Genomic DNA, 12,814 nt, shown 5'->3' on the forward strand with positions numbered 1-12,814 from the left:
CACTTAGAGACTGCCGCCGTAAGCTTCTGGATGCCGCTGTCCTGGGCAAACATCCCCCTCTTCCTTGGATCCCTCGGCGAAGCGAGGAATCGCCCTACCTTGCCTTCTCCCACCCGGACTGGAAGTGCATTTCTAATGAATTGCCTGAGAATCCTGAAGGCACAAAAGAAATTCCCCCTAGGCAGATGCAGCTCAGAGCATCGTTGCGACAGATTCTGCAATCGCCCGACCGAGCAGTGGCGGTACAGCATTGCCTATCTGCTTTACTACCTGTGTACGATTCCCCGAAAAAAAGAAAGTGTCATCGAAAGACTGTAATCTCGCTCCTTCACGAGGTGTCAGAGCTCGATCTTGAATCGGATGAATGCAGCGATTGGAAGCAGGATGGACGAAATTCACTGTAATCGTCACGGCTGGTTCATCTCCATCAAGACGCGAATAGCAGGAGCTAAAACCACTCGAAATTAGATGGGACGGAATCGAGCTGATGTTCTTCCCAGAATGACGGATTATTTCTAACATCTTGGGTGTGTGAGCCGTCGCGGAATGAAGACTGACCTGAGCCGATCTGCCCCGTCGACTAAGTTGATAGCCGTTTTGGACATCGCGGTATCCCACAGCTGATTCTCCCGCCGCTATGGCAGGCAGATCCGAAATGGCCTCTAGCACAGAGACCGCCTTCTCTAGTGCGGCAGCTTTGGCATTAAACAGATTCGGTTGCATAGGGGAGTGTAGACGAGATCGATCCTTGTGCCCGATCGTTGCCCCGCAAGATGAGTGCGTAGGGTTAGGAAACCTGATTTTTATTCCCTTTTGCGCGCCGATCATTATCAAGCGCTCTCGCTTCTGCGGAACACCATAGTGCGCTGCATTCAAGATGCGCCACTCCGTCTCATATCCTAGAGAGCGAAAACAAGCTTCCATGCTCTCTACGGTGTTACCGGATCGATGTGTCGCCAAGCCCACGACGTTTTCAAGAACAAAGACGGTCGGTCTGAAGTAATTGACGAACGAAGCGTATTCTTCAAAGAGGCTGTTTCTCGGATCATCTTCGATAGAAGATCTGAAGGGCCGAATTGAAGAAAATCCTTGGCATGGAGGGCCACCCAAAATCACATCTATTTGCCCCTTCTTAAGCTTCAGCTTCTCCGAAACTTCAATTCGCCTCAATCTGCGTATATCGCCCGTCAGCATAAGAGCATCGGGATGGTTGGCCTGAAACGTCTTTCCAGCAACGGGGAGTACATCGACACCTAAACATGTTTTGAATCCAAGTGCCGCTGATTCAAAGCCATAAGAAAACCCTCCGGTCCCGCAAAAAAGATCAAGAACGTTATACATACCATCTCCTAAGCTAAGCGAATTTTAGCACCGCCGGTGGAGACTATAGTCTCGTATCTTTCGGTGTGCTCTTTCTTCTAGCATTAGTCACAGATCTCAAATGGACGAGCCCAGACACCCAATTGTTGATGTACTATTGCGTTTGTTGCGGACTCTCAGGGTTAAGCAGGGATTGACTCTCGAGGAAGTTGCAGATCGAGCTGGTATCCATAGAACACATCTTGGCCTGATCGAACGAATGGAGCGTCAACCCACGCTGAGCGTCGCCGTGCAAATCGCCAAATCGTTCGACTTGGATCTCTCGGACTTACTTCTAAAAGCAGAGCTGATACAAACCGGGAAGCTCCGGGAAGAAGAAGCTTTTAGAGACCTTTTCGTTCGGATTGAAAAGCCCGAATGTCTTCGGAATCTCGAACTCCTGGAGCTGCATACAGGTCTTTCGGGCGCGATGCTCTTGAAAGCAATTCATGGCTGTTACACCATGCTGGATACCATCGACTCAGAGCTAGTCGCAAACGGATCTCCTCCAATTGGGGGGCTAGTAGAACTCGCGAACCTATCTTCTATGGTCGGCAATATGGTGGGTGGAGCGATTGCGGAAACTTCTGAAGGCCTGTATGCACGAAACAAACCGCATCATTATCCAGATCTCCTACCACTACGTGATCCTGCCAAAAACCTTGAGTTGAAGATGGCTTTAGAAACAAACAAGCCCAAGGGTCACCTACCGAAAGCGGGGACTTACATTACCATCCGCTATGTTCTGGGCGATAGAGCCGGTACCTACGCAAGAAAGACCCGAGGCAATACCGTATGGATTTGGGAGGTGAAGGTCGGCTTGATCAATATTGGGGACTTCGATATAAGCAACACTGAAGGCGACTCAGGGAAAACGGCGGTTATAAAAACCACTGTGTTCAATGCAATGCCTCTGGTCTATTTTGATCCGTCATTTTGTCCGTACGATGCAAGACGAGGAAGCTATCCGGGATTAAATTAGTCTGTTTCGCTAGTCTCCGCTCTCCTCCCCCGGCAACTCTCCCCATCATAGATACGATGATTTAGATTTTCTCGGCAAAGCGAGGAACCGCTCTTACTTTCCGATGCAGAACTTACTAAAGATCAAATGCAGAATATCGTCGCTGCTCGTAGCCCCCGTCAACGAGTCCAGCGCCTGCAATCCCTCATAAAGATCCAGCAGCGCCATCTCATGCGGAACATCCCCCGCCACTGCCCCTCGCGCCCGCATCAACGCAGCGATCGCCGCCACCACTGCCTGCTGTTGTCGCAGATTCGTAATCATCCCCTGCGAACTAGCTATCGCGCCACCCGTCACCACTCCCAAAATGGCCTGCCGTAACTCTGCAATCCCCTCACCCGTCAACGCCGAGGTGGCAACACCCTCTAGCCCCGCAGACATCGGAGCCAGATCGCTCTTATTCCAAACCACAAGATGCGCCCGCTCACCAAGCCCCTCGATCAAACTCTCTTCCTCGCTCCCAATCCCCTCGCTCGCATCCACCACCACCAGCACTACATCCGCATCCGCCATCGCCTCACGCGACTTCGCAATCCCCAGCGCCTCCGCCTCCTCCACCGCCACCCGCAACCCAGCCGTATCGATCAGCTCCACCGGAATCCCCTCCAGCGAAATCCTCTCCGTCACCAGGTCCCGCGTCGTCCCCGGCCTCGCCGTTACAATCGCGCGCTCCCGCTCCACCAGCCGGTTAAACAGCGACGACTTCCCCGCATTCGGTCGTCCCACAATCGCCAGCGAGAACCCCTCCCGCACCACACGCCCGTACGAAAAACTCCGCGCCAGATCCTCCAGCGGCGCAACCACCTCATCCACCCGCGCCACAATTTCATCTGCGGGCATCACATCGATGTCATCCTCCGCAAAGTCGATCCCCGCCTCTAGCCCGGCAATCAGTCCCACCAGCCTCTCCTTCACCGGCCCCACCACCCGCGACAACGCACCACCCAACTGCTGCGCCGCCACCCGCGCCTGCTCCAGCGTCTGCGATTGGATTAGGTCATCCACCGCCTCCGCCTGCGTCAGGTCCAGCCGTCCCCGCAAAAACGCCCGCTGCGTAAACTCCCCCGGCTCCGCCAGCCGTGCGCCACCCGCGCAGCACTCCCGCACCACATACTCCAGCAGCGCCGGTGAGCCATGCACCGCAATCTCCACCACATCCTCAGTCGTATAGGAGTGCGGCGCGGCAAAGTAAGTCACCACCGCCTCATCCAACACCTGCCCACTCACTCGATCCACCAGCCTGCCGAACCGCGCCCGCCCCGCAACCATTGGCCGCGTCAGCGTGACCAACACCTCCGCAATCCCCCGAGCCAATGCACCCGACAGCCGCACAATCCCAATCCCACCCCGCCCTGGCGGCGTAGAGACCGCTACAATCGTGTCCTCATCCAACAACATCTCGGCCATTAATCCAGCCTACTACTACCGTCCCGGAACACTACCTTCATACCGGTCCCAATGCGTGACCAGCTCCCGCACCACCACATTCCCCACCACCCACTCCGTCTCAAACGCCGTCGATTGAACATACGGCGCAGTCACACTCTCCACCGCCGTCATCCCCGGAGCCTGCATGCTGTAGTTCGACCCCACCCGCACCACCATCAACCGCTGATAGTCCACACGGTGCATCCTCTGCAGCCGCTTCAACGCCTCCGCAATCCCCGAGTCCTCCATATTCGACATCGTGAAGTTGCCCTTCCCCTTCGTCCACAACGTCACCCAGTCGTTCGCATACTGCGTCATCACCTTCCCATGCCAATACGTATCCGCGGTAAAACTATCCCCTCGAATCACCACCGGAGCCTTCATAGCATTCGGAAAACCCACCCACTGCTCCCTGTCTGCTTTCATCGCGGCATTATCAGGCAGCTTCAAATCCTTCGTCAGACCATACGCCCAGCCAGCCAACCCCGCATTCAGCGGATAGCTATTGTCCGTCATTGGCTTCGCCGGAATCTCGTTCGGCCCCTTCGCTCCAATCACGAACAAGCCATACGGCCATCCCGCCGGCTTCTCCGTCGAATCCACCTGCCGGCTCACATCGTTCACCACATAGCTCGCCCACGCCGCCGTGCCAATCGTCCCATCCGCCGGATCGACACCCGCAATCCCATCCACCAGCCAGTACGCATGGCTCAGGTCAAACCGCGGATCCAACCCCAGCGCCATAATCGAAGGCCCCGCATTCGCCAGCGTCATTCCCGTCACAATACCCAGCACATCGTGTGCCGCATTCATCCGCAGCGCCCGTACGCCACCAGGAAAATCCAACTTCTCCGTCAGCTTCTCCCGCTCTACCCAATATTGAAACTCCCCCGGCGCATCTCCCGTATCCTCACCCTGCTCAAACGTAGTGACGACCACCACCTTGATCTTCAACGGCCCAGCCGCACCCTGCGCCCCACCCGACAAACAACCCAGAGCCCCAACAAACATCACCACAAAACACTTCAGCAACTTCCCCATTACACTCATCTCCAACGAATCCCGAAAATTTACAAAGTACCTCGAAGATACATCACCCTCGCGGCGGCACCGCCGCTATTGGAACTCCCGCATGACCCGCCCCACCCCGCAATCCCGCCAGTATCTGCGTAAGAAAATCTCCCGCAGCCCCAGGATTGCTCGGCAGAAACAAAGTATTCGTGCCTGACTTCGTTCCAATATCCTTCAAAGTATCGAAGTACTGCGTCAGCAGCACCAGCGCCATCACATCCTCCGCCGTCGCACCCGGCACCGCCTCGCGAAAGTGCTCGATCGAGCTCCGCAGCCCATCGATAATTGCCTGCCGCTCCGCCGCAATTCCCTTACCCTGCAGAGCCTTACTCTCCGCCTCTGCCTCGGCCTGCTTCACCTTCAGCGTCTTCTCCGCCTCCCCTCTAGCCTGCGCCGCCACCTGTGCCCGCTGCGCCGCGTTGATGTCGTTCATCGCCGCCTTCACCTTCACATCCGGAATGATGTCCGTCACCAGCGCCGTCAGAATATTGAACCCGAATCCCGACATGATCGTGTCCAACTCCGTCTTCACATTAATTGAGATCCCCGACTGCTGTTCGAACGTCTCATCCAGCGTCAGCTTCGGCACATGCCCCAAAATCGAATTGAACACGAAACTCTCAATCTGCTTCTGCGGACTCGAAAGCTTATAGAAGGCGTCGTAGATCTTCTCATCCAGAACCTGGTACTGCACGCTCACCGGAATCTGCACGAACACGTTATCCCGCGTCTTCGTCTCCACGCTGAACTGCGCCTGCTTTACCTGCAGATCCACAATGAACACCCGCTCCGCCCACGGCACAAGCACATGCAGACCGGGCCGCACAATCCGGTTGAACTTGCCGAACCGCTCTACCACCCCGGCACTCGCCGTCCGCACCGTGAACAGCGTCTTCAGCACCGTCACCAACGCCACAACGCCGAAGATCACCAGCACCACTACCAGCAACGTACTCACAGGTTCCATCGATAGACCTCGCCCCGAGAATACATCACCGTATGGCTCTGCACTCCGCAAGGTACCGAAGGAGTCCGTCTCTTACACCCGTAAAACCTCTGTCAAACCGCAGCTACCCTTAACACACGGACATCAAGACGCGAACATCAAAAGATTCGGGCTAGGGTAACAAGCAGCATCCGTCCCCACACAGAACGTCAGGTTCCATCCGGTCGTCGTATTCGCCAACGCCTTCGGCACATCGACCGTAAAGGAGACGCGGTCCCCCGCCTTCCAGTTCCCCTGCAGCTCGGGATAAATCTTGCTCTTAACGCGCTCCCGGTTAGCAAGCTGCGTGCAGTAGATCTTGACCGTATTGAAGACCGCACTGTTCGGTTCACTCGGAACCGTGAAGGAGACTTGAAACCTCACTCCATCCGCCGAGGGCGCCTTGGACACCTTGATCCCCATATCGGTCGAAGCAGTCACACTCTGTGCAACCGCCACCCCCGAAGCAGCGCTCGCCACACTAACCGCAGGCGCAGCTGCAGCACTCGCCGCGGCCGCCGAAAACGGAATCTCCGTCTGCGGCAGCGGATATAGACACTCCTGCGTAATCTTCCCCTTCCTGTCGACCAGCAGAGCCGTATCGATAAAGAACAGTAAGTTCCTGCAGGACTGCTGCAAGCTATGCGTATTCACCGCCTGCTGAATCAGGTCCGACTGCATCTTGGCCCGATTCAGCTCGCGCGTATTGCGATCGTTATACCAGGCCACCGTAAAGTTGCCGAAGAGCCCCAACGCCGCGGCAAACAATCCAATCACCGCCGGGCTGCTCCACTTGAGATTGCCGGAAGACCGATCCTCTGGCGAAGATTTATCCAACAACTTTTCAGCGACACCCTCTGAAGCTTGACCCTCAAAAGAGAGCCCCGGAGTTTCCATCTCAGTCTCGGCCATCGTATCTCCCGCCCGTAGCGCGGCTGTATCTCTCAACCATTCCGCACGACAACTTCTCACAGCAGGTAACTCAGCACCCCGCATCAAAACCCGCAGACCGCCAAGCCAACCTACTCCGCTGAACTAAACACCTTACTAAACACCTTAGCCAGGAAAGTATTCCGTCTCCTGCACCATGGAATGCGTTAAGCCAGCCACACACCAGCAGCACAGCGCGGCCTATCCGAAATACGACAATCATCGTTAACATACGACGCAAGTCGTACTATTGTTCTTCACATGAAGAAACGCGAACAACCGAAGCCCACTCTCCCCCTTCCCACCGAGGCCGAACTCGAGGTCCTCAATATCCTCTGGACTACCGGACCCGCCACCGTTCGCGAGGTGCATACTGCCTTGAGCGGCAAACAAACCGGCTACACCACCGTGCTGAAGCAGATGCAGGTCATGGCGGAGAAAGGTCTGCTGGCGCGCAGCGAACGCTTCCGCTCGCACGTCTATGAAGCCCGCCTCCCCAAAGAACAGACCCAGCAACAGCTAGCGAAGAACCTCCTTCAACGAGCCTTCGACGGCTCCACCAAGAACCTCGTCCTCGGCGCGCTCTCCTCTCAAAAAGTCTCCTCCACAGAGTTAGCCGAGATCCGGAAGATACTCGACGACTTCGAGAAAGGCTCCCGATGATAAACCTCATAAGCCCGACAAGCCTGATAACCCACACGCCCCTCTCCGCACAGGAACTCGTCCACGCCCTAGGCTGGACGCTACTTCACTTCTGCTGGCAGGGAGCGCTCGTCGCGACCATACTGTGGTGCCTTCTCACTCTACTAAGCAATCGCTCACCTCAAACGCGCTACGTAGCCGCCTGCTGTGCTTTGGCCCTCATGACTGCACTTCCCCTGCTAACCTTCGCGCACCTCATCACCTCGCACAACACGCCTTACGCAACAAGAATCACCCTCGTCCCGAACAGCCCTCTCACCAACCTTCACGACGGCTCCGGTCCCTCAGAACCCTTACTCAACCACATCGCCCGAGTCCTCGATCAATCCATGCCCAGGCTACTCCCCATCTGGTTCGCCGGCGTGGTCCTCCTCCTAGCGCGCCTGAGCATCGGATTGATCGTCGCCAATCGAATGAAGTCCGCCGCAACACAAACACCCTCCCTCGAACTGCATCGCACCTTCCATCAACTCGCCCGCCGCCTCGAAGTCACCCGCTCCGTCATTCTGATGCACTCCACACTCGTACAAGTCCCTACCGTCATTGGCTGGCTGCGTCCCATCGTCCTTCTGCCTCTTAGCTGCCTCGCAGGCCTATCCACCATTCAGGTCGAAGCCATCCTCGCTCACGAGCTCGCCCACATCCGCCGCCACGACTACCTCGTAGGCATCCTGCAATTCATCGTAGAAGCCCTGCTCTTCTATCACCCCGCCGTCTGGTGGGTCTCGAAGCAGATTCGCAAAGAGCGCGAACACTGCTGCGACGACCTCGCCGTGCGCATCGGCGGCGACGCCCTCACCTACGCCAAGGCGCTGTCCTTCCTCGAAGAGCAGCGTTCACCCTCACCCGCAGTCGCACTAGGAGCAAATGGAGGAATACTCGCAATGAGAATCAGACGCATCCTCGGATCGAAACAAACTCCCGCAGTCTCTCAACCCACAGCCCTCGTACTCCTCAGCGCCACAGTTCTCGTCGTAGGCCTTGGCATCGGCACGGTAGCCCGCGCACAACCCGGCCCACAGCTACAGGAGATACCCACAACCAATGGGCACACTCCCACCGGCCAGTATCTCGCATGGCTCGACGAAGACGTCCTCTGGATCATCTCCCCCGCCGAGCGCGCCGCCTTCATCCAGCTCACCAGCAACGCAGAGCGCGATCACTTCATCGAGCAGTTCTGGCTGCGCCGCGACCCCACACTCGGCGACTCCAAGCTCTCCTACCGGGAAGAGCACTACCGCCGCATCGCCTACGCGAACCAGCACTTTGCAACCACGGTCGACGGATGGAAGACCGATCGCGGCCGAATCTACATCGTCTACGGAACACCCGACACCATCGACGCCTACCCCGCCGGCGCACCCGAGTTCTCCGGCAAGCCCGCCGAGGCCTGGCACTACCGCTCACTCATCGGCGTCGGCCAGAACATCGAAGTAAGGTTCGTCGATCTCTGCAACTGCGGCAACTACCAATTGCAGTCTCAGACAGCCTCGGGAAAAAGCCTCTCCAACGCATCCAGTCCAAACGAACCACTAACAGTTCAGACTCAAATGACACATAGGCCCATCATTCGCAAAGTGGCCTACAGCAGCCCAGCTAGAGACACGCAACCAACGGCCTCAACAGATCCTGCACAAAACACCAGCACAGTTCCTAGAAGGATCGGCAACGGCGTCTCCGCTCCAACGATCCTCTACGCGCCAATACCCGAGTACACAGAGTCCGCCAAGCAGGAAAAGATAAGCGGCCCCGTACTGCTCAACCTATGGGTCGACGAACAAGGCAAGCCCAGCCATGTGCATGTGCTTCGCGGAATCGACAAGGGCCTCGACGAGAAGGCCATCGAAGCAGTAAAGCAATACAAGTTCAAGCCGGCCATGCAGGACGATAAACCGGTCCTGGTTCAACTGAACATCGAGGTTAATTTGAAAGTCTTCTAAAAAGAAAAACAAATCCAGCTCCAAGACATAGCAACGGTCTCTGCGTAGGGCCATCAGTTGTTGGCCCTACGCAAAATTAAAAAAAATAGAGATAGAGAAACAGACATAAAGCCATAGGGAATAAACCTCTCCACGCAGGTGTCTACTACACAGCAAACATGATAAGCATCATGCTTTAGCTCGACACCGTATCGGAGAAGATAAATGAAGCTGCAGAACAAGAACGCATTGATCACAGGAGGCGACCGCGGCGTCGGTCTGGCAACCGCTCGGCTCTTTATCGACGAGGGCGCAAAGGTCATCATCACCGGAAAAGACCGGCTGACACTCGACGCAGCCGCCCAACAACTTGGCCCCAATGCACTCGCCCTGCAATCAGACATAACAAGGTCCAGCGAACGCAAGGAACTCTTCAAAGCCGTCGCCGAGCACCTAGGCAAGCTCGACATCGTCTTCGCCAACACCAGCAGCGGCCAAAAGACAGCCCTCGGAGAGACCACCGAAGAGCTCTTCGAACAGGTCCTCAACATCAACCTCACCAGCGTCTTCTTCATCGTGCAGTCGGCCCTTCCACTCCTGCGCGATCAGGCCTCGATCATCCTCCACGGATCGTCGGTAGCCACGCTAGGCCACCCAGGCTACTCCGCATTCGCAGCGGGCAAGGCAGGCATCAGGGCAATCGCCCGCACCCTCGTCGGAGAACTCTCGCCCCGCGCAATCCGCGTCAACACCGTCGTCTCTGGAGCCATCCTCCCGATCACGCCAGAACTCGCCGGCGAAGTAGCAGATCGAATCACCGGCCGCATCCCCCTCGCCCGCTGGGCGGACGCCTCAGAGATCGCACAGGCAGTCCTCTTCCTCGCATCCAGCGACGCCTCCTACATGCAAGGCACCGAGGTCATCGTAGACGGCGGAGCCACCAGCGCCCCCTTCAGCGGCCCCGCCAGCCGAATCTAGACGCACAAAGAGAACCGCGCAAAGAAGCGATGGAAGCCGATTAGTATGCAGAGCCCGCATATCCAGGCCTCATCGCCTCCTGCTCACGATCGCAGTAAGCTGCTCCAGCGGTTCACCCTTCCTGATCCGCGCAGCCTGTCTCAGTAAGTGCTTTCTCGGATCCTTCTGATCGCCCGCATCCTGACCATCGACATCTTCTTCCAACATCTCGGTAATCACATGTTTCGCAGGCGGCTCCACAATACTTTGAAGCTGATGGAGCGCATTCCCCAACGACGTCGAACTCGGACAGAAACCAGGATCTCTATCTCCACCGCGTCTCCTCCGTCGCCATCGACGACGTTGAAAGACGAAGACACACGCTACAAAAAAACAAAACAGATACAGCTGCACCAAAAGATACAGACCACGCCTCGCCTCAAAACATCGGCTAGAGCCTGACAACACAACGATCCCTCGAAAGCCGTAGCCTTCAGGATCGTTAGATCAGAGACAGCAGCTAGCTTTTAGAAGGTGGAGGAAGCTGGAAGAGCATGGGGCGACTGATAGATGGATTGAGAGGCAGATAGCCAGCAGAGAACCAGAACGCAGCAATCTCACGCAGAACCACCAACCCAAAAAGAAAGACAGGTACAAGGGCGAAGTAGAACAAGACAGCGCCCTCATGGTGAACGCCATGAGGAGCAAGCAGCAAGAGCAAAAGGCTCAAAGCCACCGCTATCAGCAAAACTCCCGACAACCCTTGAAGGACTCTCTTCACACACGCAGTATAGCGGCACCCGCTACCGGGAAAAGATCTTTCCCCATCAGACTCAATCAAGCCGACCAGTTAGGTGGATAACCAACCCGCGCCTTGATCCCAGCCTAATCGTACCGACCGGTCAGAGAGACCATAAGCTGTGAACAGCTTCGGTACATTTGTGTCTTCGAATACCTGTAGTCCGCTTGGGGAATAAAAGACGCTGCCTCCGGGTTTCATCCCAATGAATCTCTTTTAGAGAGACGACCGTATTATGCACGCTTCATGGGAATTGGTCCGATGGTCAATCTTTCAGATTCGAGCAACGGACGAACAACCAGATTAGGAGACACCCCCGTGCCTGCGATCAACGATATCCCCACAAGCCACGATTTTAAGGTTCTCATTGGTCGAACGGGCATCTCCGGTGTAATCAAGAAACACGATGCAAACATCACAAATATCTTGCGTCTTCTTCAGAATGTTCAACCGTATCGAGATCAATCCACCCAAGCGGCACTAGCTCCACTCCGTGCTCTAAGGAAAGAATGCATCGCTTGGGTGATGGCAAACCTTAGCCGGCGTCGAGCATCACGTCCGCACATCCTGGAGTTGCTGAACGCCGTACATCGGCGAATAGGGAACGTGATTGAAGCCGTATTCGCAGATCGAGTGATAAGACAACCGCGTGAAAACTGGCAAATCCTCAAAGAAAGATCAAACCTGGAAATGAACAGCCGACGGGTTGGAAGGAGCGTGGATCCCGCCTTCCTCATCGAAAGAGCAACCCCTTCGCACGTATCTGCCTTCCCTTTTGAACCTGCCTTCAATCAGTACAGAGAGGCGCAGACAGGATTAAAGTTCGAAACATGGATGGAGCAGGTTTTAATACCGCAAAGCGAAGAAGACCCTTTTAAGGTCTACTTCAACACCGGCGGCCATGTCCCCTCATTTTTGATCACACGTTTACGCCAACCCCAGCGCGTCAAATACTGCAACGAGACGGAACGCAACGATTATGTAATTACCTTGGAACAAGGTGTATTCAGAAACGCCTCAGGCGACCTCTTTCACACCGGAAATATGGGGACGGGTACAGCCGGACCCGGTTGGGCAATTTTCGTCATTGGGATGGACAATACCTTCTACGGAGGCTCCCACCGTACGGGTCAATTTCACCACTCAAGCTTTTTGTCAGCGGCGCCAGTTCAGGCAGCAGGCGAGATCGCGGTCAATAAAGGAAAAGTGATTGGCCTCACCAATAAGACTGGCCACTACAAATCACGCTCCGCCGAATTAGTCCGCACGCTCTTCCTCTTAAAGCGGGGTGGGGTCGATATAAATTCAATACGCGTAAATGATCCATTCAGGGCCGCAGGTATCTGGATCTCAGGCGAAGAATGTTTGAAAGCAGATGGGATTTTCACGGGTAAAACTGGAGGCGCCAAACCAATCCAGGTACCCGTTTAAAATCTCGTTGGCCGATGGCGATATCGAATGCATCGCGTCTAAACCGGCTGGATTGTAATTGGTTATTCTTCCGCAGCAGAAATTCACCAACTTTGACCCACTACCTACGCAACAGCCTCTCGCTTCCATCGCAAACTCTACTACTATTCCCGGAGTCAGAAGGGCACACGTAAACGCGTGCCAAAGCCACGCCGAAGGCGTAACCGCTCTGC

At 55.8% G+C, this 12,814-nt stretch carries 10 protein-coding genes; 5 read left to right on the forward strand and 5 right to left on the reverse strand.

Going from position 1 to position 12,814, the window contains the following annotated elements:
• Positions 1-192: 192 nt before the first annotated feature.
• On the reverse strand, positions 193-1,341 hold the full coding sequence (locus HB393_RS10770; protein ID WP_213805179.1) for a DNA cytosine methyltransferase: 1,149 nt from the start codon (positions 1,339-1,341) through the stop codon (positions 193-195).
• Positions 1,342-1,441: 100 nt separating this feature from the next.
• On the opposite strand from HB393_RS10770, the gene HB393_RS10775 reads away from it, so the two are divergent.
• A complete protein-coding gene (locus HB393_RS10775) occupies positions 1,442-2,341 on the forward strand; it encodes a helix-turn-helix transcriptional regulator (RefSeq protein WP_213805180.1) in 900 nt (299 codons plus the stop codon).
• A gap of 93 nt (positions 2,342-2,434) precedes the next feature.
• On the opposite strand, the gene mnmE is transcribed toward HB393_RS10775, so the two are convergent.
• From mnmE to HB393_RS10795, 4 genes are all read right to left on the reverse strand, one after another.
• Positions 2,435-3,787 (reverse strand): tRNA uridine-5-carboxymethylaminomethyl(34) synthesis GTPase MnmE, encoded by a 1,353-nt coding sequence (gene mnmE, locus HB393_RS10780; protein WP_345945147.1) that lies wholly within the window; start codon positions 3,785-3,787, stop codon positions 2,435-2,437.
• A 15-nt stretch (positions 3,788-3,802) separates the two neighbouring features.
• Positions 3,803-4,849 (reverse strand): purine nucleoside permease, encoded by a 1,047-nt coding sequence (locus HB393_RS10785; protein WP_213805181.1) that lies wholly within the window; start codon positions 4,847-4,849, stop codon positions 3,803-3,805.
• Positions 4,850-4,901: 52 nt separating this feature from the next.
• Positions 4,902-5,846 carry an SPFH domain-containing protein gene (locus HB393_RS10790; protein ID WP_213805182.1) on the reverse strand — a complete coding sequence of 315 codons (945 nt, stop codon included), beginning with the start codon at positions 5,844-5,846 and terminating at the stop codon, positions 4,902-4,904.
• Between the two features lie 123 nt (positions 5,847-5,969).
• The gene (locus HB393_RS10795) at positions 5,970-6,776 is read right to left on the reverse strand and encodes a hypothetical protein (protein WP_213805183.1); all 807 of its coding nucleotides are present in this window, start codon (positions 6,774-6,776) and stop codon (positions 5,970-5,972) included.
• Between the two features lie 279 nt (positions 6,777-7,055).
• On the opposite strand from HB393_RS10795, the gene HB393_RS10800 reads away from it, so the two are divergent.
• From HB393_RS10800 to HB393_RS10815, 4 genes are all read left to right on the forward strand, one after another.
• The gene (locus HB393_RS10800) at positions 7,056-7,457 is read left to right on the forward strand and encodes a BlaI/MecI/CopY family transcriptional regulator (RefSeq protein WP_213805184.1); all 402 of its coding nucleotides are present in this window, start codon (positions 7,056-7,058) and stop codon (positions 7,455-7,457) included.
• Entirely contained in the window at positions 7,454-9,436 is a 1,983-nt protein-coding gene (locus HB393_RS10805; protein WP_213805185.1) for a TonB family protein, read from the forward strand. The genes HB393_RS10800 and HB393_RS10805 overlap by 4 nt, the downstream gene beginning before the upstream one ends.
• A 204-nt stretch (positions 9,437-9,640) precedes the next feature.
• A complete protein-coding gene (locus tag HB393_RS10810) occupies positions 9,641-10,393 on the forward strand; it encodes an SDR family oxidoreductase (RefSeq protein WP_213805186.1) in 753 nt (250 codons plus the stop codon).
• Positions 10,394-11,489: 1,096 nt separating this feature from the next.
• Positions 11,490-12,602 (forward strand): hypothetical protein, encoded by a 1,113-nt coding sequence (locus tag HB393_RS10815; RefSeq protein WP_213805187.1) that lies wholly within the window; start codon positions 11,490-11,492, stop codon positions 12,600-12,602.
• Positions 12,603-12,814: the final 212 nt, after the last annotated feature.

The sequence above is a fragment of the Granulicella sp. dw_53 genome, assembly GCF_018449545.1.
Classification (GTDB): Bacteria; Acidobacteriota; Terriglobia; order Terriglobales; family Acidobacteriaceae; genus Edaphobacter.

Coding starts and splice junctions, on each gene's coding strand:
- HB393_RS10810 (WP_213805186.1), top strand. CDS start 9,641: ATGAAGCTGCAGAACAAGAACGCATTGATCACAGGAGGCGACCGCGGC.
- HB393_RS10775 (WP_213805180.1), top strand. CDS start 1,442: ATGGACGAGCCCAGACACCCAATTGTTGATGTACTATTGCGTTTGTTG.
- HB393_RS10790 (WP_213805182.1), bottom strand. CDS start 5,846: ATGGAACCTGTGAGTACGTTGCTGGTAGTGGTGCTGGTGATCTTCGGC.
- HB393_RS10795 (WP_213805183.1), bottom strand. CDS start 6,776: ATGGCCGAGACTGAGATGGAAACTCCGGGGCTCTCTTTTGAGGGTCAA.
- mnmE (WP_345945147.1), bottom strand. CDS start 3,787: ATGGCCGAGATGTTGTTGGATGAGGACACGATTGTAGCGGTCTCTACG.
- HB393_RS10785 (WP_213805181.1), bottom strand. CDS start 4,849: ATGGGGAAGTTGCTGAAGTGTTTTGTGGTGATGTTTGTTGGGGCTCTG.
- HB393_RS10770 (WP_213805179.1), bottom strand. CDS start 1,341: ATGTATAACGTTCTTGATCTTTTTTGCGGGACCGGAGGGTTTTCTTAT.
- HB393_RS10800 (WP_213805184.1), top strand. CDS start 7,056: ATGAAGAAACGCGAACAACCGAAGCCCACTCTCCCCCTTCCCACCGAG.
- HB393_RS10805 (WP_213805185.1), top strand. CDS start 7,454: ATGATAAACCTCATAAGCCCGACAAGCCTGATAACCCACACGCCCCTC.